This is a genomic window from Mycoplasmopsis bovigenitalium, assembly GCF_002356075.1.
Lineage (GTDB): Bacteria > Bacillota_I > Bacilli_A > Mycoplasmatales > Metamycoplasmataceae > Mycoplasmopsis > Mycoplasmopsis bovigenitalium_A.
Window position 1 is genome coordinate 491,923 of the sequence record NZ_AP017902.1, and the last position, 22,143, is coordinate 514,065.

Here is a 22,143-nt window from a genome sequence, read left to right on the forward strand (position 1 = left end):
ATCATATTTTGTTTTGTTAATAAGTTTATTGTAATTTGTAAATTTCGTCTGATATCGCAGCAATTGCTCTGTTTGTTGCTTGGTCAGTTAAATCTTTATTATTTTCTATTTTATTTATAGCATTTAAAATGGTTGTATGGTCTCTATTCCCAAAAAATTTACCAATTTTTTCAAGAGGAAGTTCTAATTCGGTTCTTATAATATAAATCGCAATATGTCGGGCAACTACTATATCTTGTTTTCTGCTCTTACCAATAATTTCTTTTTTTGCAACTTTATAATATTTCGAAACATAATCTAAAATAACATCCGGAGTAACTCGTTCTTTGTTATTGGCAATTGACGAAAGTATGTTATTTACAATTGCTTCGGTATATTTGCCATTAGTATTTTCTTGTATAGCTTTTCCGTAAAAAGCTAGTCTGTCAATTGCACCAATTAAACTTCTAATTGATTCTTTAAAATTTCGAGTAACAAAGTTTTTGGCCTCAATTTCTCAATTTTCAGGGCTTAATTTTTTAATAGTTATGAAATATTCTAATATTTTTAATAAATCAGCTTGTTTAGGGGGTTTAATTTCAAGTTGTAAACCTTGTGTTAATCTTGTAATAAGTCTTCTTTCAAACATGGTATTTAGAGCGGAAACCTGTTTATCAGAAGCAAAAAGTGTATATTTGTCAGGGGAGTTTAACCTGTGGTCAAGTATCTGATTTATCACATTTAAGGTTGATTTTTTGTTACCTTGACCATAATTTTGAAAATCATCAAACATTAACACAGAAACTTCATTAAGTTCTTTTATTCTTGAATATATTTTTTTTTGATTGTTTTCTTGAAGGAGTATTGATATTTCTGTGACAAAATTGGTTGGGTTTATGTAAATTACTGATTTATCTTGTTTTACCAATTCATTGCCAATAGCGTTGAATAAGTGAGTTTTGCCTAATCCAGAATTCCCAAAAATAAAAACAACATTAAAAGGACTTAATTCGCTATTTACTAATGATTTTGCCATCTTAACAACATCTTTATTGAATTCAGATTCAATGTAATTTTTAAAAGTAAAGTCAACTAAAAAGCTTTGATTATTTTTAATGTTTTTTACTACATTTTTCTTTATCGCGCCAACATTTGCATCAAAATCATTATCTTGTTTTTTTATTTTTTTTACACTATTAATAATGTAATTTACATATCTTCCAAAAACATCTTTTAATATTTTTTCTAAATTTTCTCTCATTGAAGATTTTATGATATTAATACTTTCTGTTGTCAACTCAGCATCAATTTCAACATTATCTCCACTTACATTAACAATCTTTAATGCCATAAAAAAGTTTTTTAAAATCATTTTGTCAGTAATTTCAGATTTTGCAACATTTAAAAAACTTTCATTATAAGCCAATAACTTTTCTTCTTTTTGTACTTGAATACTCACAAAACCTCCTTTTATAATTAAAATATTAATTAATTTTTATTATTTTTAAAATTATTAACTTATTAAAGTGCTTTTTCAAAAGTTATCCACATAATTATTTTTTGCTAAAAGTGCTTAATTATAGGAATTTTTGAACTAAATTAAAGTTATTTACATACTAAAATTTTATTGTGGATAATTATGTGCAAAATAAGATTTTTAGCGAAAATTTATTTTTAATAATTTATTTTTATAACTAATGAAAAATATTTATGCATATAATTCATACTATGAATTATGAGTTAAAATCAAAAGAAAAAACATCAAGAGGTGTTTTTAAAAAAATATTATCAGGCGGCCCTAATGCTAATTGAAACTATACTCTTGCAATTTTTGTCGCCGATGAAGGCGAAAATTTTTCAATTTACTGCACTAATGTTTCATTTAAATTAATGACTCACTACGATATCACTTATACTGAAAATCCGAATTCGCGCCATAAATCAAAATTGCTGAAATCTATCTCTGTTAGTGAACCAAAAAATTCTTCAGAGCTAGAAAAAGTAATGCTGGCAACGAATTCGGGCATTGGCAAGGCAACGATTGAAAAAATGAGAGATAAATTCGGGGAAAATTGAATCGATAATTTCAAAAATAATCCACAACCTTTTGCTTTAACTCTTTCATCTAATATTTATGAACGACTTGTAACATTTTTTAAAACATATACTGATAAAAGCTATAATTTTTTCTTAAGTAATTCTTTGCAAAAATTACACACACAATTAGTTGAAGATTTTGGCGATAAAGAAGATTTGGTTGAATTACTAAAAACAAAAAATCCTTACACACTAGTCCTTAAAAATAATTATGATTTTGAAGTGATTGACAAATTAGCTCATTTGTTAACGATGCAAGAAAGCCCGCTGAGATTGCAAGCTTTAATTCATCATTCTGTGAATTCATTAATTAATAATTTTAACTCAACGCTTGTTCCCGTTCAAAACGTTTTACAATTGATTGCGAAAGATTCCTACTTTTACAAGCCTGAACAAATTATTGAAGATATTCAATCTCTTATTCATCAAGGAATATTATATTTTGATAATCAAAAACATTTGCTATCAACTCAAGAAATGCTAGAAAAAGAAATGTTTATAGCTTCTAAATTATTAAGTTTAAAAAGTTCTAATGCTAAAAAATATGAGTCCGCTCATGCAATAAACGATCTTTCAGAGCTTCAACAACAAGCCTTTAATAATGCGGTTCTTGACAATGTTTCAATTATTTCTGGTTTTCCGGGAACGGGCAAGTCTTACATTATTAAACATTTAATTTCTTTTTGATTGAATAATAAAACATACAAAAAAAGCGAAATCGCGGTTCTCGCCCCAACAGGTAGAGCAGCTGTTAATATCAAAATTAAACAAGATATTGATGCGAAAACTATTCACAGTTACTTTAAAATTACACAGCAAAATCATAAAAACAAACTTGTTTCAAATAATAATGACATACAGCCAAAAGTGTTAATAATTGATGAGTTTTCAATGGTGAATATTGATATTTTGCATTGTGTGCTTGAAAATTCAATTGATTTAGAAAAAATAGTTTTTGTTGGCGATGTAGATCAATTGCCGTGCATAGGGCCTGGAAATTTACTTGATGATTTAATAAAATCAAATAAGTTTAAAATAACTAAACTAGTTGAAATTTTTCGGACTGATAGAGAAGAAATCCCAAACCATTTTTTAAATATTAAAGAAAACAAGAAACCAGAAATGAATACCGAACATATTCATTGAATAAATTCAACAGAAGATTATTTTAATGAAAAATTAATTGAAATATTCGCGAACAAAATAAACGATTATGGAATAGAGGATGTTGCTGTGATTATACCTATGCATAAAACACCTCATGGAATAGCAAACATTAATCAACTTTTACAGAAATTTTATCTTGATTATCGTTCAACAAAAAATGACCAAATTGAATATTTTACAATTGGATCGGATAAAAAATATTATATTGGCGATAAGGTTATTCAAAACGCAAATGACTATGTTTTAGATGTTTACAATGGTGAGATAGGATTTATTAAATCATATGACAGCAAAAACAAAATAATTAAAGTTGATTTTGGTTATAAAATTATTGAATATACTCATAGTGAATTTTTAGAATATATAACCTTAGGTTATGCTATATCAGTCCATAAATTCCAAGGATCTGAATCACCTAGTGTTATATTTTGTGTTTTAAAAGAATATAATTGAGCTATCAATACTAAATTGATTTATACTGCTGTATCTCGCGCGAAAGATGATTTATCGATAGTTGGTGATATAAATTATTATATAAATTCAATCACATTAAAAAATAACACGACCGAGTTTATTACATCTTTTAGCAACTTTCTAAATATGGAGGTTTAAATGAAATTAATTGTTGGATTGGGTAATATTGGCAATGAATACAGATTTACAAGACATAACGCTGGCTTTTTAACTATTGATAAACTTATTGAAAAAACAGGAGTCCAATTAAATAAAGACAAATTTAATGGTCATTATGGAATTGGTGACGGATTCATATTAGCAAAACCTTCAACTTATATGAATAAATCAGGTGATTTTATTCGCGAAATTTGTCGTTTTTACAAAATAAATTCCTCAGATGTGATGATAATTTATGATGAAAAAGACTTTAATTTAGGTCAAGCCTCAATTAAAATTGGTGGTTCGTCAGCAGGTCATAACGGCGTTACGAGTGTGATGAACAATTTACCAAACAATGATTTTAAAAGACTTCGAATTGGTATTGGAAAAAATCCTAATTATGAACTAAAAGATTGAGTTTTAAGTAATTTTAAACTTGAAGAAATGCAAATTTTGGAACGAGTAATTACCGCCGCCGCAGACGCAGCAATCTCATTTGTTTACAATGATATAAATATAGTGATTGAGAAATTTAATGCAGCCAACAAAAAATAAAGTTCTTTTAGCGGTTAGCGGAGGTCCTGACTCAATTTTTCTTTTTCATTGAGCTCTTAATATTTATGGGCCAAAAAATATTGTTGTTGCAACAATAAACTATAAAACTAGACAAGAAAGTGATTTAGAAGTCGAATATGTAAGGTCGTTATGTGAAAGTAAAAATGTCACATTTGAGTTTAAAACGTTTATATATGAAAAAACATATGGTAATTTTGAATCTTGAGCAAGAGAAAAAAGATACGAATTTTTCAATGAAATTTACTTGAAATATGATTGCAAAACTTTATTAACAGGACACCACAAAGACGACTTTATTGAAACAGCACTAATGCAAGAAGAAAGTGGGCGCAAACCGCTTTTTTATGGAATAAAAGAGCACAACTTCTTACTTGGAATGCAAATATACAGACCCTTTGTTTTAAAATATTGGAAATCTGAAATTTATCAAAATTTACACAATTGTAATATTAAATATTTTGAAGATTCATCTAATTTAAATACAAACTTTACTAGAAATAAAATTAGAAAAAATCTTTCAAACTTTTCAAATGGTGAAAAGGAATTAATTTTTGCGAGATTTCAATCCTTAAACTTGAAATTGCAAGACCTATCATTAAAAATCAATAAAACTTTTTCATTTTGAAGAGAATCTAAATTTAGTCAAGACAAATTTCGAGATTTAGAACATAAAGATTACTTAATTTTTAAATATATTATTGAGTTTTACTCAAACATAAAACTAAGTTCACAAAAGATTAATTCAATTGTAAAATGAGTATTATCGGAAAATCGAACTTCAAAATTTAAACTCAAAGACGATGTTTATCTAATAAAAAAACGCGGATTATTAGTTGCATAGTTTGATATTGAAAATTAATATATAATAATTACATTATTTTAGAAAGGACATCATGAACGACAAAAAACCCATAAACAAAGGTAGAATAATTTGAATATTCATATTGTTCGTCATAATTTCTCTTGCTGTATTCGCAATTGGTTATATGCTTTATGAAAGATTAAAACCTGAAGCACAGCAAGTTGGTATTAATGTTTTCCAAGAACATGTGATTAAAGCATTAAGAGGTAGTGATGATGGAATATTTATAAAATCTGCTAAACAGGATTGATTTAATGGACAAATCTATTATGTATTATCAGATGGCGGTATAGATCATCACTTTGTTGCAAGAGTGGGCCGAGAAAATGCTCAACAATGATTTGACCAGTCATTTATTTTAAATCAAGCACTAAAAACAAAATTTAGTATAGATGCAAGTGATAATCACACAACACTACTTGATTTGCTTCAAAAATCTGGCCAAACTATTGTAAATGGCACTGTAAAATCTCAAATATCAATTGATGCTTTAGGCATTCCATCAAATAAAACACCATTCTGAGAATCGCTATTATTATCAGTTCTTCCACTTCTTATTTGAATAGTTATTGGGTGATGATTATTTAGAAGTATTTCAAGAGGCGGGAATATGGTTGGCATGGTTGGCGAAAACAGAAACCCTGCCCAAAAAATCAACAGTAAGAAAAAATTTGACGATATTGCCGGTAATAAAGAAGCGATCGAAGAAATTAGAGAAATTGTTGATTACCTAAAAAATCCTAAAAAATATGCAACTGCGGGAGCTAGAATGCCGCATGGTATTTTATTAGGAGGTCCTCCCGGAACTGGTAAAACTCTTTTAGCAAAAGCAACAGCTGGTGAAGCTAATGTTCCTTTCTACTTTATTTCAGCATCTAATTTTGTTGAAATGTATGTTGGTTTAGGAGCAAAAAGAGTTAGAAATGTAGTTGCCGAAGCAAGAAAAAATGCGCCAGCAATTATATTTATTGATGAGCTTGATGCTATTGGGCGTACACGTGGAGCTGGTTTAGGTGGTGGACACGATGAGCGTGAACAAACTCTTAACCAGCTGCTTGTCGAAATGGACGGTATGGAAGAAAATAATGGTATTTTATTCTTTGCTGCAACAAACAGAACTGATGTTCTGGACCCTGCTTTAATAAGACCAGGTCGTTTTGATAGACAAATTATAGTTGGCTTGCCTGATGTTAAAGAACGTCAAGAAATTCTTGAACTCCATGCAAAAGGAAAAAGAATTTCAAGCAATGTCAATATGCAAAAAGTTGCTCGTAGAACACCCGGATATTCAGGGGCACAACTTGAAAATGTGATTAATGAAGCTAGTTTGTTAGCTGTGCGTGCAAATCATGATGTTATTACTCTTGAAGATATTGATGAAGCAATTGACCGTGTAATGGCTGGTCCCGCTAAGAAAAATAGAGTTATTTCGAAAAAAGAATTAACAATGGTTGCTTATCATGAAGCTGGACACGCAGTAGTTGGAATTAAAATTCCTGGCGGAAATAAAGTTCAAAAAATAACAATAATTCCTAGGGGTAATGCCGGCGGATACAACTTAATGATGCCTGAAGAAGAAAAATACAACTTAACTAAACAAGATCTAATTGCTATGATAACTTCATATATGGGTGGACGCGCTGCCGAAGAAATCATTTATGGCTCGAATAATATTTCAACTGGTGCAAGTGACGATATTCAAAAAGCAACAAAATTAGCTAGAAAAATGGTTACTGAGTGAGGTATGTCTGAATTAGGACCAATTCAATATGAAGCTGATGAAGGTTCTCCATTCTTAGGCCGTGACTATTTAAAATCGTCAGGATTTTCTACAAAAGTTGGACATGAAATTGATCTTGAGGTTCGTAAAATCATTGTTGAAGCTCAAGCAAGAGCACATAAAATTATCCAAGAAAACAAAGAACTACTTGAATTAATTAAAGAAGCACTTATTGAAAAAGAAACAATCGTTGCTGAAGAAATTGAATACATTGCAACAAATATGAAGTTACCTGAGGCTGAACAATCAACCAATATTCAGGAAACTAATAAATCATTAAATATTGATGAACTTATTCAATCAACGAATGAATAATAAGTGAGCTAACGCTCACTTTTTTATTCGTTTTTTCCAAATCAATTGTTATTTGTATGTTTTTGCACGTCGGCAAACTATAAAATTATAAAAATTAAATATTACTTTATAATTTGAATATCAAATTAACCTATACAGGAGGCGTATATGGAAGCAAAACAAAGATATATGTTTGCTCTTGACCTTGATGGAACCCTTCTTTCATCAAGTGCAAAAGGAACTGTTCATGAAGTTGCAGTTAAAGCTATTGAGAGAGCCCAAAAAGAAGGTCACGTTGTTTGCATTATAACTGGAAGACCTTGACGTTCAACAAGACCTATCTATAAAATGTTGGGATTAAATACTGTAGTAACAAACTACAATGGTTCACAAATTCATAACCCAAGCGATGAAAACTTTATTCCATTAATTAAATATCTAAACTTAAATGAAATGCTTTATGTTTTAGGCGACCCAAAAGTAAAAAATGAAATTAGTAACTTAGCAATCGAAGGACCTGGTTGAGTTCAAATCGATCATAGAGACCCAGATTTAGAGCAAGTTTTCGGTTTTGCCGAAAACCCTAAATTTATAGTTGGATTGGACCTAAACAGAATACCATTGCAACCAACTGGAATTATTTTTGATGTTAAAGAAACAACAGACCCAGATGAATTAAGAGACTATTTAAGAGCTAAATATGGTGACTTAGGAGAGTTCTCATATTGATCAAAAGGTGAAGGTTTAACACCTGTATTTGACATTACAAATGTATCAGTAAATAAAGGTCGGGCAATATCTCTTTTAAGTCGTTACTACGGCATTCCATTGGAAAATGTTGTTGCTTTTGGTGATGGATTAAATGACGTTCCAATGTTTCACGTTGCAACAACTTCTGTTGCAATGAAAAACTCAAAAGAACCAGTTAAAAGACATGCGACAGTAAGACTTGAATACTCAAACGTTGATGGTGGGGTTGGCCACTACATTAATAAATTTTTAGACAATCCAGAACAAGAAATAGCCAAAAGTATTCAAAAACGTAAAGAAATGAAGACAGATACTTATGTAACTGCTGATTTAGACTAAGATGAAATTTATTGAATTTAATCAAGAATTAATTAATATTGACAACAAAAACATTGTTGGCATTGACGAGGTTGGGGTCGGAGATTACTTCGGCCCTCTTGTTGCATCCGCAGTTTTTGTTCCACTAGAAAATAAAAATACGCTTAAAGAGCTTGGGGTTACTGACTCAAAAAAGATTACCGATTCAAAGATTAGATTATTAGCCCCTGAAATAAAAAAATTAACAAAATATTCAACATATTGTTTAAAGCCAAGCACTTTTAACTCACTATCGCGTTTTAATAATGGAAACGAGTTAAAAATGTTTGCTCATTTAGGTGCTTTTACTAATCTTAAAATAGATGAAATTATTGATTTTGTTTTAATTGATAAATATAGCACTACTAATAGCATTGAAAAATACTATAAAAAACTAACAAATCCTGATTTTTTTGCAAAATTTAAACAGTTTGAAAGTGATGTTTTATTAGCAAATAAAGCCGAATCACTATCAATTGAAGTTGCCTGTGCATCAGTCTTAGCTAGAGAGCGTTTTTTGATTGAAATGGAAAATATGAATAAAAAGTTCAATGAAATTTTTCCGTTTGGTGCATCAAATAGTGTTAAGGAGTTTGCGGCTAATTTATTTAATCGTCGACATGATATTGAACCAAAAGATGTATGTAAATTAACTTTTAAAATGGATATAGAAAAATAATTTATAAAATAAATATGGAGAAAAAATGAGCAAAGGAATAATTTATTTAATGTCTACTGTTGTTTCGGGTGTTGTCAAAATCGGCAAAACTAGTAGCGATCAATTTGAAAATCGAATGCGCATTTTAGAGGGAAATGGATACGCAAACATTGTGGGTTTAAAAAGAGAATTTGCAATTGAAGTAGACAGTTATGATGAAAAAGAAAAGTTAATTCACAATATATTTAGCAAAAGTAGAATTGCAAACACTGAATTATTTGCTCTTGATATTGAAACAATAAAATTATTACTTTCTTCATTTGAAGGTAAAGAAATTTACCCTCAAAATAAAACTAAAGAAGAAGTTTTCAAAGATTCAACAGAAATAATTCATACTAAATGTATTCCTAATGGAGAGTATTTTTTGGAGCGCAATGTTAAAGGGTTTGGAAGAGTTGAAGGCCGTGCAAGGGTTCACGATGGAGTTTTCACGTTACTAAAAGGTAGTTATTGTGCAGATTACAATGATAAATATCCTTCACAACTAAGAAAAAACGCAAAATTTAAAAACAATTTTCTACAAGAGGATATTATATGTAAATCACCTAGTGCTGCAAGCTTGATTGTAGTTGGAAAAAGCACTAATGGCTGGGATTGATGAAAAAACACTGATGGTGAAAGTATTGACATATATAGAAAAAAAGAAATTTCTGATTAAAACCTTGTTTATTAGCAAGGTTTTTTTGTTTTAAATTTACTAATTGAATTTAAATATATTGTTATTGGTAAAATTAATGAATTAATATCTATTGTACAAATTGAACTTATTTTAAATTTATAGATCTAAATATAAGTTAAACTGTATATAAAATTTCAACTTAAATTATGTGACTGTTGTAAATAATAAAGCTAAGAAAAGATTTAATGTAAAAGTGGAATTTAATATACAATTACCAATCGCGAATTATTAATTTTTAATTAAAAGATATACCATAAATAAATAGACTTTATAAAATGCATGTTAATTTAGTTGAAACTTCGTTAATAATTTATATTTATTGAAAAATCCGGTCAAAAATCCAATAATAATTCTAAAAATATAATTGTAAAAGTCATTATGGAAATGTTGCCATTTGTAAAATAATTTTATTGCCGAAAATTACTATTTTATAAGTATAATACATAAACTTTATTTATTCGCTTTTGTGACTAAATTTAGTAAAGAAAGGAGTTATATGCAAAAGATTATTAATAAAATGAATAATCCAAAAAATAAAGTGGCATATGGATTTTTACTATGGTCATTTATTTCAATTGGTTATTTATTATTTGTTGCCAACTGAGGTTTTGTAGTTGGTTTAGCAGGTAATGGTATTGATGCGAATGGTGCTGCTGATGCAGGATTTTTAAGTTATTTTAAAATTGTTAAAAATGCAGCATTTGACTTAACAAACAATGCCGCCAACTGAGCAATTACATTAGGTAGAGGGATTGGCTCAGTGGCTGTTGCATTGTTATTGGCTAAATTTGCACACAAATATAGCACAATAATTGCTATTTCATTGACTTTGATCGGTATCCCAGCACAATTTATGCCAGCAGCGCCATACGGATATGTATTATTCTTAATACTAAGAACCTTTATGGCTATTGGTGGTACAATGCTAGTTATTTTAACTCAACCAGTTGTTTCAGCATTCTTTGGTAAAAAGCAAAAATCAATTGTTTCTCAATTTGGTATTTGATTCTACCCCTTAGGAACTATAATTTCTATATTACCTTTTGTTTTTGCGGGTAAATCATCAGTAGTTAGAGAAAATTGACAATTAATTTTTACAATTCTAGCCGCCTTAAATGTTATTCCATTGATTATAATTATCATTTTTGGTTCACATTTCGATAAAACCACAACAGAAAATCAACCAAAACAAGAAGGCTTTAAAATTTTAGGTAAATACCTAAAATCAAAAGCAACTTATGCATGAGTTCTATTATATGGTGCATGATTATGTGCAGTAGTTTTCCCAACAACTAGTGTTTCATTTAATATATTCCACGACTTAGCAAGCATTAAACGTAATACATTTGATCATGAAATTCGTATTTGATCAGTTTGCTTTTTAGCAGCTGTATTCATTGCGCCAATAACAATCGGTTTATGATCAAAAACTAACTTCAAAAGACGTTGATTCATTGGTTTAATACTATTTATTGGTATTATGCTATATGCATTGTCAGCCGTAACATTCATTTATGGTGTTGCTAAAAAGAATGTATTTGTAAGTGTTTTATTCTACATTTTTGGCTTTTTAAGTGGTTTATGTTTATGAGGTATTCAAGGTGTTATGCTGAATATGCCTCATGAATATAAAAATTCTGATCCTAAAACAATTGGCTGAATGTTTAGTTTAATTTGAGGTATGGGATATATATTCTTTACAGTCATTTTAATCGGAATTTCAATTATTCCTATCGCGGGAGCTAAACTAGGGGGCAACAACTACATTTATTCAACAATTACATTTATTGTTCTTATTGTAGTTTCACTTTCAGCCATTTTAGGTGCATTCTTACTTAAAGAACCAAGTGCACAAACAAATGAACAAACAAAGATGCAAACTAAATAAATATAACTAAATAGCGAAGCTTTCGCTATTTTTTTACTTTTTGAATTGCATTTACAATTGAATTGGTAAAATCTATATTTGCAGGCTTTAAACAAGTTTCTAAACTTATATTAGTCCTTATTCTGTATAATTCTACTATGATTAAATTATTACTTGCCGGAACACCCGAATTTTCAGTACCTATTTTTGAGGAATTAATCAATAATTTTAACGTTGTAGGGATAGTTTCTCAACCTGATCGCCCATCAATTAGAGGCAGAAAATCTGTTTTCACACCAACTAAAATATTGGCGCAAAAATACAATATTAATTGCTTTCAACCTGAAAAAATTGCCGACATCTATGATGAACTTTCTAAACTAGAATTTGACTACTTAGTTACTGCTGCTTTTGGCCAATATATACCTACAAAAATATTAAATTTAGCCAAAAAATTAAACCTAAATGTCCATGGTTCATTGCTTCCAAAATATAGAGGTGCCGCCCCTATTCAATACTCAATTTTAAATGGTGATTCTTTTACGGGAATTAGCCTTATGGAAATGGTCAAAGAAATGGATGCTGGAGATGTTTTTGCTACCGCAAAAATTGAAATTGATAAAAATGAGACATCGGGCTCACTTTTTGCGAAAATGAGTAATGTTGCAAAACAAAACATTGTTTCTTGAATCAAACAATTAGATAATAATGAACTTTCAAGGCAAATTCAAGATGCTTCGCAAGTAACATTTAGCCCTAAATTAGACAAAAATAATGGTCATATCACTAATGATATGACCTGTGAGCAAGCATTAAGAATAATTAAAGCTTATAACCCCAATCCATCAGCATTCGCTTTTATAAATGACAAACGAGTTAAAATTAACTTTGCCACAATAAAACAAGTGAAAAATGCGCCAAAAATTCAATTAATTGATGGTGATTTATATTTAATTGATTATCAATTTGATAGTAAAAAACGTGTAATTTTACAATAAAAAAACTGCCTAAGCAGCGGCGAATAAACATATGGTGCCGACAACAGGACTTGAACCTGCGACCCCATCCTTACCATGGATGTGCTCTACCGACTGAGCTATGACGGCGCGAAACAATTATAACATAAAAAATATATGTATTACGTTGTAAATTAGGCAAACAAAAAAAGTTAACAAGCGGGTGTTAACTTTTTTTGCAAATACTTATTAATTGTGCAGACACTTTAACTAATCAATATCTACATAAGTTGCAACATCAAAGTATTCTTTAACATATTTTTCATATTCTTTTATAATAAACTTTTTGTATTCCTCATAATTTGGATTATTTGTTAATCAATCATCGTACCAAACTAGTTCATTAAGCAAAATATTAAATGTTAGTTTTCCTTTTCCAAAATAATCTTGTTTTTTATAATACACTTTTTCTACATCAGAAGTTTTTGAATAACTTTTTCTTCTTCTTGTTATAAGACCTGAGTGTCCCGGCATAGTATATGTTAATCACGAATTAATGTTGTATTTATCATTAATTTCTGGATCAAATAATTTAGTATCTTCAACAAATTTATAGTGGTGTAATTTCAAATATTCAAAGAACGAAATCTTTGTTGTTATTGTTATTGTGTGTGTTAAATGATTAAAATTTTTATCAATATCTATTGTCTCTGGTTCTTTTAAAATAAATTTTTCTAATGGATCGTCTCCACTAGTAATCGAAGAACTAGATCTATTAAAGCGTATATTACGTAATTTACCTCTTTTCGCACCAAGATTCATATAATACAAATCAGGAATACCAAAACCAGTTTTCGATTTTGATTTATTTTGACGCCACACTTCGTAATCTTCAACAGTTAAATTCTTAGGATAATATGGGTATTTTTCTATTTTAACGCTTGAGTACACTGATTCTGCTGATAACAGAGTTTTGGCTTCAGCTATTGATAAATTTCTTTTTAATTTATTTTGCAGTAAAGAAAGCATGCCAGTTACTAATGGTGCCGCTTTACTTGTTCCACTAAAATCCGACAAGTAATCTATTTTTTCTTTAAATTCTTTAGTAAGAAACGGATTTTTGTAGTTGAAATCTTTATTTTCTTTTATAAGGCTTTCTCCATAGTTTGACACTAATGGGTTATGATCAGCTTTTACATCTGAAAATGATGAAAAATAAGTTGGTGTTCTGTTTACTTCTATTGCGGCAACATTTATGAAATTTTTATTTGCGGCCATATCGGTTCATTGATTAGCAACACTAATAAATTCATTTTTATCGGCTAAAATTTTATTAATCATATTTTCAAATGAATCTTCTGATGATACAGTTATAGATGTTTTGTTGTTAAAGTATGAATTGAGAAATTTGAATGCATTTTTATCATCCTTGAATATTGGATCTTCGTTAATAATTTTTTCAAATTTAGATAGATTATCTTTAAAATAAGTTCACTTCGAGCCTTCAATATTATTCCAATATTCTTCGAACTGTTTAATTAATTCAAATAAATTAGCGCTATTAAAATTTCCGCCCGACTTCACTATCTTAATATCATTCTTCAATGCATATTGACCAACTTCATCAAATGTTTTTTTAAATATGCCATCTACATCTTTTTTATAATCCTTGTTATTTAAATAATGATAAAAAGACATAAGCTTGCCAACAGTTAAAAACATGTAGGTATCTCACCTTCCTATTTCTTCTAAATTGTTCTCTTTGTTTATAGAAGGTAATTCATTAGGTATTGCAATTCCTACTGGGTTATAACCCCACCCCAAGCTTAAATTAATTAACTTAATTCCGTGATTTTCATGCAATTTTTTAATCTTTTCTAATATATCATTCCCATTTTCTTTAGCAGAACTTAAATCCTCGTAATATAAATAAGCATTTTTGTTAATTCCTGTATCAGTTCCAATGATAGATGTTACCGCGTAGCCATGGTTACCATATTTGGTTTTTTCAGTAACCTGGTTAATATTGATTTTTTTCTTATCCTTTAAGAATAAATAATTTGTTTCGAAACTTTTTGGTTCTACTATTCCAACTCTATTGTAAACCTCATTTTTTGAATCAGAATCTCTGCCATGAATGTTTAATTTGCGATAATAAAAATCATACATATTTTGTAAATATTCATAATCTTTATCTGGCAAATCTAATGGTGAACTAATTATAATGCCAGGGACACCATCCTTAGCAACAATATCATTATCCACTCTTACGTGTGCAGAAAGCACCATTATTGGTAATGTCATAACAGCTAATTTTAGTATTTTTTTCATTATTTACCCTCCGGAACTGCTCTTATTGGATAATATTCTCTCTTTGGAGTATCTCTGTATCACTCAATAAGTTCTTTATTTAAATGTTTTATTTGAATATTGTCAATATCAAAGAAGAAGCCTTTGACATCATTTGATTTAAACCGATCGAAAATAACTTGATAAACAGATTCAAATGTGTTTACTTTATGATATTTATTTTGCAAGTCATAACTATTAATCATCCAAAACTGGCTATTTACATCCTTAAAAAATTTATTTAAATTTAATATCTTTTTGTTTTTGGTGCTTGAATTTTTTAAAATAAATCAATCCCTGTATTTAAAAGAACGATAGCGAATGAATTTAGGCACTTTTGAAATTATTATATTTTGAGCATTTGAATCATTGCTTTTTATTGTATAGATAAAATAATTAAAATCTTTGTTGAATTCTTCCATATCGAATTGTAAATATTTATTTTCATTTTGATAGAGTTCAACATTATCAACCTTAAAAGTGTTGGGATTTGGATTTTCCCCTATATATATTGGTGCGCGGGAACTCAAAAGTTTCGAGCCAAATTTATAATTTAATTTTTTTACATTTACAAAAGCATTATAAGTGTCTTTTCAATTATTAAAACTTTGCTGTGAATTATCATGAGCTTTTAAAATATTTAAAATTTCTAGTGAAAAGTAATATTCCTCAGATAAATCTCTCTTTTTTGCTTTTAATTCTTTGTATTCTTGGTTAACTGGTGCGATTATGTCAAAATTCTGCATTTTCTTTACATTTGATGGCAATTCTTTTTCAAATGAATGCTTAGTTAAAAAAACAGCATTATTTTTTATGATTTGAATATATTCTTTGTAGGTTGAAATTAAATATTGTAAATATTCAGTAAATTTTTCTTGGTTAATGTTAAGTTTTTTATTTTTAGGTTCGATTAAATCTTTAAAATAATAAGTTTGTTCAAGTATTATTGATGAAATATTTTCGCGAGTTTCTTTAATAAGGTTTAATTTATCCTCTTGAAAATGTCCTGTTTGATTACTTGAAACACTACGTTTGGCGACTTTAAATTCACCTAGTACATTCAAAAACTCATATAGTAATTTTTTATTTTCAGGTGAAAATAATGCTGTATTAGTTGGTAAAGATATATATCCATCTATTAATAGACGATTTAACACTTCATCTTTCTCGTATTGAGGCTCGTTTTGGTTGCATGAAACTGCAATTATTGGTGAAATTAGCGCAATGCTTGGAATTAACAATTTTCTTTTCATAAATACTTCCTAATAATTAAATTATACTTTCAAAATGTGTTAGAGTTAACTTTCGAGAAAATATGTAGCAAATTTTTTTTACTTTAAATAACCTTTTTTATATTTAATTTACTTAATGTGAAATTAATTTTATAAATTTGATTTCTTCAATCGTTTTAATATTGATTTTGGTCAAAAATTTTAATTATTTTTATGGGTTTTGCTTTGGTAATTATAGTGTTATGGTTGTATAATACACTTATGAAAAATAAAAGAGATTTAAGTCATTTAACCGAGTTACAATACAAGGTAACTCAAGAAGCTTATACAGAAAGACCATTTGACAATGAATACGATGAACACTTTGAAAAAGGTGTTTATGTTGACATTGTTGATGGTACACCACTATTTTTATCAACAGAAAAATTTGACTCAGGTTGCGGTTGACCAGCATTTAGTAAACCTATTGATGATAGTTTAATTATTGAAAAAGAAGACACATCACACAATATGTTGAGAACAGAGGTTAAAAGTTTAAATGCAGATTCTCATTTGGGACATGTGTTTCATGATGGGCCTAAATCAAAAGGGGGATTGAGATACTGTATTAATTCAGCTTCTTTAAAATTTATCCCTTATGATGAACTTGAACAAAATGGTTTAGGTAAATTCAAGGAAATATTAGACAACAATTAATTTGGATAAACACTAGCATTGCTTAGTTTTTTCCCGAGTTTCCCAGTTTCAAATAATAAAAATAACGAATAAGCCTTATTTATAGTGCTTTTCGTTATTTTTATGCTATTTTTTAATTACAATTTTTTTAATAAGATCATATTCGCTTCAAATATCTTTTATTGTTTTCGAATCTTCTCTTTGTCTTTTAATGATTTCTTTTGTTTTTGAGTTGATATCAACTCTTTCTCTTAGTTTGGATAATATATTAATAAGTTTTTGTTCAGATAAATGGTCAATTACACCATAATCCTCATAAAACTTGTTTATCTTATAAGTAATAAGTTTTAATAAAACAAGTGATATAAAACATAATATTGAGTGTGCTATTATGTGTTCGTCTAGTCTCACATAAACCGGTCTAATTTGTAAAAAACTTTTTAATGCTCTAAAATTTGTTTCAATTTTTCATTGGTTCGCGTACTTTTCAATGATTTTTTCAGCAGAAATATTTGAAATATTTGTTTCATAAACATAGATACCATCAAATTCAGAATCTTTTGTGACTTTTTCAAAGTCTAATTCAAATTTAAACTTAGATATTTGTTTAAAGAATTTGCATTTTTTTGTACCCAACATTTTTGTTGAATCAACATAACCGCTTTTGTCTTGTTTTTTACGGAAATTATCAATCAAAATTCCGCGATCTTCTCTATCTTTTTTTGCTCTTGTTTTTGAATAAGTTACAATTCTTCTTCTTAATTTACCATTAAATCTTGTATTTTTTCAATTAGATTCATATTCTGTTTCTTTGTATCTAAATTCAGAATCTCCAATGTATCCTTCGCGATCTAAAATCCAATTTTTAAAATTCTGACTACCAGATTTTGCTCTATATGAGATTATAAAATTGTGTCCTCTTTGTTCTAAAAAACGGATATTTGCATTTGTACTCATCCCTCTATCAGCAATAATTGTTATATTTTTTATGCCAAATTTAGTTTCAAGTTCTAATATAAATGGAATCATTGTTCTTGAATCCCCTGTATTTCCCTTGAAAACTTTCATGTAAATAGGAATACCATTTTTGTCGCACGCAAGACCAATCACAATCTGATCTTCTTTGAATTTGGCATCTTTAGAATACCCAGGAACCCTAAGTCCTTCGCGGCTAAAACTTTCAAAATACACTGTAGATGAATCAAAATAGATTTCATCTAATTTACTTTTTGTTTCCGATTCAACTAATTTATTTATTGAAAAAAGCAATTGGTCTTTGTTTTCGTGAACAATGTCTAAAAGTCTATAAAAGCTATTCTTAGAAGAAAAGATATTTGTTGAATATTCATCTGATTCATTAAATGAGTTGTATATACTTGTGGGATTAATAATTCTTTTCGCCACTAAGAAATTAAATATTTCATTCATATTTTTATGTCTTGTGGCTTTTAATTGTTTAAATATGTTGTGTTTTTCAATAAATTCACTTATTAATTCATTGCCAACGCAAATACTTGTATGTTGGATTTTTTCTTTTTCAATCGAGTGTAGAAGCGCATGTTTAACTTTATCTGGATTATCCTGTCTAGTGAAGTTTTTAAGTTTGTTTTTTATTATCTCGATTGCGTTTTCGTTAATTTCAAGTAGTTTTTCTACATTTCCTAAACTAAACCATCTTGTTGGATTTTTATTGAATCCGTTTGACCAGCCAACATATTTATATAAAACGCCCTTTTTATTTCCATGAACATTAAATAGCATCAAATCTTGTTTTTCCATATTCTTATTATATCATAAATGTAATTAAATGCAATTATAAAATTAAAAAATATGAAAAATTCCATACTATATATAGTATGGAGTGAAAAAAATAGTTAAATTAGATTAATTTATCGCTTAAAACTGGGAAACGCAGGAAATGGTTTAGGTAAATTCAAGGAAATATTAGACAACAATTAATTTGGATAAACACTAGCATTGCTTAGTTTTTTATTTATAAAATCACAAAAAAATGATTTAATAACCATGTATACTTGGCACATATACTATTGATATATAAATAATTTTGGTAAAAAAACGAATAGACTTGATTAATGCCTATTCGTTTAAATTATTATTTGTTTTTATTTTGTAAAGAGTTATCAGTCAGTGTTTTCATTGCTTTATCAGGGATTGTTTCACAGTAACCAAACATATTAACAATTCCTTTAAATGAATCTTTCGGGATAGCTAGATCATCTAATTGTTCGGGTATAATTGCTAAATTAATTTTCTCAATTTCTCCTGTTTTGATTTTATGAACAAAATCAGGGTCTGCTACAAATACTGAACTTAAGCCTACTAAATCACAATTCTCAAGAGCTTGTAGACATTTATCTGGGGTATTGATTCCGCCCGAAGAAATTATTGGCAATCTATTTTTAAAATGATCATAAACAACTTTATTTATTAATTGACCTTTAAATTTGCATTCAGAACGAACTTTATTTAGGTAAATATCGTGTCCTCAACTAGCAATTGCTAGGTAATCAATTTTTCCTTTTTCAATTGTTAAATCAATCAATTGGCAAAATTCTTCAATTGAATAACCTAATTCAGCTCCATAAGTTTCTTCAGGCGTAGCTCTAAAGCCAAAAATAAATCCTTCTGGAGCATGAATTTCAATTACATTTCTTATTGATTCGACGACTTCAATACATAAACGAGAACGATTTTCAAATGTATCAATTCCATATAAATCGTGTCTTTTATTGACGATTTTACTGAAAAATGTTTGAATAAGCAGTCTTTGAGCCATAGAGATTTCAACACCATCAAAACCTGCTTTAATTGCTCTTAACGTTGCATTTGCATAAGATTCAATACTTTCTTTGATTTGTTTATAAGTGAGTTCAAAAACTTCATGTTCAAATGGGAAATGATTTTTCTCATAACTTGGGCCATATAAATGGCCATATTTTTTTAGACTAGCTTGTGAAAATTTGCCGGCATGGCCAAGTTGCAAAATTGCAAGATTACCTTTAGCCTTCATAGCATTTGCCAAAACTTTTAGTGACTCAATATCATTGTCATCTTTAGCGCTATAACCATATTCAAAAAGTTGGCCAAATTCATCAATATATGCTGCGCCTGTAATTGCTATTGGCGCACTATTGGCCCTTCTTAATGCATAATTTGCTTCTTGTGAAGTCATTTTGCCATCAATAGTTGTTAATGAAAGAGTCATCGGAGACAAAACAAAGCGATTTGAAAGAGTGTGTTTGCCCAATTTGAAAGGTTCAAATAATGGTTTATATTTATTCATTATTCCTCGTCTAGAATTATTTTTGCAACTTCTTCAGGACTAACTTCTGTAAAGAAATAAGATTGCAAATCAGCATTTTTAAGTGCATTTAGCAAATCGTTATAAGTCATTTTTGTACCAATTAAATCTTTTTCAAGTGTCTCAATATTGTTTCGTGGGAAAAAGTCGCCACTTATTTTTATTTTTTCAATGCGTTGGTTGTTAATTGACAATGAAAAGTTGATTGTACCAATTGACAATCGCGCATCGCGATTGTATTCATAACGTGGGCTTTTTCCGTATGTTCAATCTCAATTTTTATATTTTTTCTCAATCAATTCATCAACTTGCAGTCAATCTTCTTCACTCATAACATAACGTTTTATTGAACTTAAATCGTCAGTGTTGAATAAACGTTTTATGATTAAATCTTTGAATTCAAAAATATCTAAATTTCTGTATGGTTCGTCAAAATATTCGCTCAATCCAGCAACTCTTTGACGCACTGATTTAATGCCTTGTGATTGAATTTTTTTTCGATTTGGATTCAAGACTTGTAACATGGCATCGTAGTCAATATTATAAAGAATTGAATTTCCGCCATAAATTACATTATTGATTAGCATCATGGCAGCACCTGAAACTTTGCGCCCATCTATAGTTAAGTCATTTTTGCCAGTTTGAGCAACATTTTTAGCGCCCAAATCTTTTAATATTTTGATAATTGGTTCATAAAACTTGGCAAAATTGCCAATAATACTTTCATTATCTTTATAAGGCATTAAATAACAAACATTAACTGAATTTGAGTCAATATAAATTGCGCCACCACCAGTGTCTCTGCGAACAACTTGTAAATTTTTCTCTTTCAAATAATTGAAGTTGATTTCAACTTCAGGGTTTTGGAAGTATCCAATTTGAATATGTGGGTCAGCAACCGTTGGAAAAACTATTGTTTCATCAACACGTAAATGATTTAAGGCTCATACTTGAATTGCTAATCAATATGCGCCATCTTTGACGTATTTTCCATTTCTAATTGGTTCTATCAATATCATTTTTAACCTCCAATAATGAAGCTATTGAGTCTTTAATATCGTTAGTTTCAACTATTGTTTTTGATCTAATTTGTTGTGGCAGACGGTAAACTCTATTATTCATTGCTAAATATTGAGCTTTTGGGATTTGTTCGGTCATTAATCAGAATGGATGCTTGATTAACATTGGTGTTGAATAACCAACACCAATTTCTCAAAACAAGATTTTTTTATCTTTATATTTTTCAATAAACGATTCATAACGAGCTTTTTCATCAAAAAATTGTTGATCTTCAACCATACCTTTTTCTTTAAGTCTTTTATTAACTTCCAGAAATGAATTGCACTTAGGACAACGTGGAATTAAGTCTAATGGAACTTTCATGTTTGATTGTTTTTCAATCATTTGATAAACTGCCGCATCATTAGAATAACGTTGGTTGTGACACATTTTTTCGCATTGTAATAAATTATATTTACCTTGAATATAAAATATTTTTTGTTCGTCAAATTCCGCTGCTTCTAAAGCATTATCTGAATTAGTAGTAATAATAAAATAATTTTTGTCTGCTAAATATTGTTTTAGATTTATGAAACTTTGACTAGGTTGTTGGTCAAAGTAATTAAGTTTCATAAATCTAGAATGAAATGCTCAATAATTTTGAATATCATCAAAATGATAGACGCTAGCTTGAAGCATATCTAAAAAGCCAAAAGCTTTTATAAAATCACTAAAGTTTTCCTGAAAACGCTTGCCAGTATAACCTATACCATCAGCAGCCGTCATTCCCGAACCAATTCCAAGTACTATAGCATCTGCTTGTGATATTAAATTGTTTAGTTTCTTTGCGTTAAATTCTTTATTCATAA

General features: G+C 28.9%; 17 protein-coding genes and 1 tRNA gene. 10 read left to right on the forward strand and 8 right to left on the reverse strand.

The window, feature by feature from the left end; translation table 4 throughout:
- Window positions 1-25: 25 nt before the first annotated feature.
- Window positions 26-1,438 carry a chromosomal replication initiator protein DnaA gene (gene dnaA, locus MBVG596_RS02170; protein WP_096386607.1) on the reverse strand — a complete coding sequence of 471 codons (1,413 nt, stop codon included), beginning with the start codon at window positions 1,436-1,438 and terminating at the stop codon, window positions 26-28.
- A 269-nt stretch (window positions 1,439-1,707) separates the two neighbouring features.
- On the opposite strand from dnaA, the gene MBVG596_RS02175 reads away from it, so the two are divergent.
- The 9 genes from MBVG596_RS02175 (at window position 1,708) to fmt (ending at window position 12,739) form a co-directional block, all read left to right on the forward strand.
- The gene (locus tag MBVG596_RS02175; protein WP_172412427.1) at window positions 1,708-3,855 is read left to right on the forward strand and encodes an AAA family ATPase; all 2,148 of its coding nucleotides are present in this window, start codon (window positions 1,708-1,710) and stop codon (window positions 3,853-3,855) included.
- Window positions 3,856-4,413: an aminoacyl-tRNA hydrolase gene (gene pth / locus MBVG596_RS02180; protein ID WP_096386613.1), complete on the forward strand. Its 558-nt coding sequence runs from the start codon at window positions 3,856-3,858 to the stop codon at window positions 4,411-4,413. It abuts the gene before it with no gap.
- On the forward strand, window positions 4,394-5,275 hold the full coding sequence (gene tilS / locus MBVG596_RS02185) for a tRNA lysidine(34) synthetase TilS (protein ID WP_096386617.1): 882 nt from the start codon (window positions 4,394-4,396) through the stop codon (window positions 5,273-5,275). The genes pth and tilS overlap by 20 nt, the downstream gene beginning before the upstream one ends.
- Before the next feature lie 52 nt (window positions 5,276-5,327).
- Entirely contained in the window at window positions 5,328-7,391 is a 2,064-nt protein-coding gene (ftsH, locus tag MBVG596_RS02190; RefSeq protein WP_096386622.1) for an ATP-dependent zinc metalloprotease FtsH, read from the forward strand.
- A gap of 147 nt (window positions 7,392-7,538) precedes the next feature.
- Complete coding sequence (locus MBVG596_RS02195) at window positions 7,539-8,459, forward strand: Cof-type HAD-IIB family hydrolase (protein ID WP_096386625.1); 921 nt, start codon at window positions 7,539-7,541, stop codon at window positions 8,457-8,459.
- 1 nt (window position 8,460) lies between these two features.
- The gene (locus tag MBVG596_RS02200) at window positions 8,461-9,156 is read left to right on the forward strand and encodes a ribonuclease HIII (RefSeq protein ID WP_096386629.1); all 696 of its coding nucleotides are present in this window, start codon (window positions 8,461-8,463) and stop codon (window positions 9,154-9,156) included.
- Window positions 9,157-9,181: 25 nt separating this feature from the next.
- On the forward strand, window positions 9,182-9,853 hold the full coding sequence (locus MBVG596_RS02205) for a DUF4357 domain-containing protein (protein ID WP_096386633.1): 672 nt from the start codon (window positions 9,182-9,184) through the stop codon (window positions 9,851-9,853).
- Window positions 9,854-10,370: 517 nt separating this feature from the next.
- Window positions 10,371-11,762, forward strand: coding sequence for a hexose phosphate transporter (locus MBVG596_RS02210; RefSeq protein ID WP_096386637.1), 1,392 nt, complete (start codon window positions 10,371-10,373; stop codon window positions 11,760-11,762).
- Between the two features lie 140 nt (window positions 11,763-11,902).
- The gene (gene fmt, locus MBVG596_RS02215; RefSeq protein WP_096387406.1) at window positions 11,903-12,739 is read left to right on the forward strand and encodes a methionyl-tRNA formyltransferase; all 837 of its coding nucleotides are present in this window, start codon (window positions 11,903-11,905) and stop codon (window positions 12,737-12,739) included.
- A gap of 32 nt (window positions 12,740-12,771) precedes the next feature.
- Here fmt and MBVG596_RS02220 read toward each other — a convergent pair.
- The 3 genes from MBVG596_RS02220 to MBVG596_RS02230 all read right to left on the reverse strand — a co-directional run bounded on the left by MBVG596_RS02220 (window position 12,772) and on the right by MBVG596_RS02230 (window position 16,299).
- A tRNA-Thr gene (locus MBVG596_RS02220) sits at window positions 12,772-12,847 on the reverse strand.
- A 120-nt stretch (window positions 12,848-12,967) separates the two neighbouring features.
- Window positions 12,968-15,028 (reverse strand): S8 family serine peptidase, encoded by a 2,061-nt coding sequence (locus MBVG596_RS02225; RefSeq protein ID WP_096386641.1) that lies wholly within the window; start codon window positions 15,026-15,028, stop codon window positions 12,968-12,970.
- Entirely contained in the window at window positions 15,028-16,299 is a 1,272-nt protein-coding gene (locus MBVG596_RS02230; RefSeq protein ID WP_096386646.1) for a hypothetical protein, read from the reverse strand. Before MBVG596_RS02230 ends, MBVG596_RS02225 begins: the two co-directional genes overlap by 1 nt.
- 240 nt (window positions 16,300-16,539) lie before the next feature.
- Here MBVG596_RS02230 and msrB point away from each other — a divergent pair, with 240 nt between their 5' ends.
- Complete coding sequence (msrB, locus tag MBVG596_RS02235) at window positions 16,540-16,974, forward strand: peptide-methionine (R)-S-oxide reductase MsrB (RefSeq protein WP_096386651.1); 435 nt, start codon at window positions 16,540-16,542, stop codon at window positions 16,972-16,974.
- A 105-nt stretch (window positions 16,975-17,079) separates the two neighbouring features.
- Here the strand turns inward: msrB and MBVG596_RS02240 are convergent, their stop codons facing one another.
- The 4 genes from MBVG596_RS02240 to MBVG596_RS02255 all read right to left on the reverse strand — a co-directional run bounded on the left by MBVG596_RS02240 (window position 17,080) and on the right by MBVG596_RS02255 (window position 22,141).
- Entirely contained in the window at window positions 17,080-18,732 is a 1,653-nt protein-coding gene (locus MBVG596_RS02240) for an IS1634 family transposase (RefSeq protein WP_096385711.1), read from the reverse strand.
- Window positions 18,733-19,066: 334 nt separating this feature from the next.
- The gene (locus tag MBVG596_RS02245) at window positions 19,067-20,257 is read right to left on the reverse strand and encodes an NADH-dependent flavin oxidoreductase (protein ID WP_096386656.1); all 1,191 of its coding nucleotides are present in this window, start codon (window positions 20,255-20,257) and stop codon (window positions 19,067-19,069) included.
- Window positions 20,257-21,294, reverse strand: coding sequence for a lipoate--protein ligase (locus tag MBVG596_RS02250; RefSeq protein ID WP_096386661.1), 1,038 nt, complete (start codon window positions 21,292-21,294; stop codon window positions 20,257-20,259). The genes MBVG596_RS02245 and MBVG596_RS02250 overlap by 1 nt, the downstream gene beginning before the upstream one ends.
- Window positions 21,272-22,141 carry a deacetylase SIR2 gene (locus MBVG596_RS02255; protein ID WP_096386664.1) on the reverse strand — a complete coding sequence of 290 codons (870 nt, stop codon included), beginning with the start codon at window positions 22,139-22,141 and terminating at the stop codon, window positions 21,272-21,274. The genes MBVG596_RS02250 and MBVG596_RS02255 overlap by 23 nt, the downstream gene beginning before the upstream one ends.
- Window positions 22,142-22,143 lie beyond the last annotated feature (2 nt).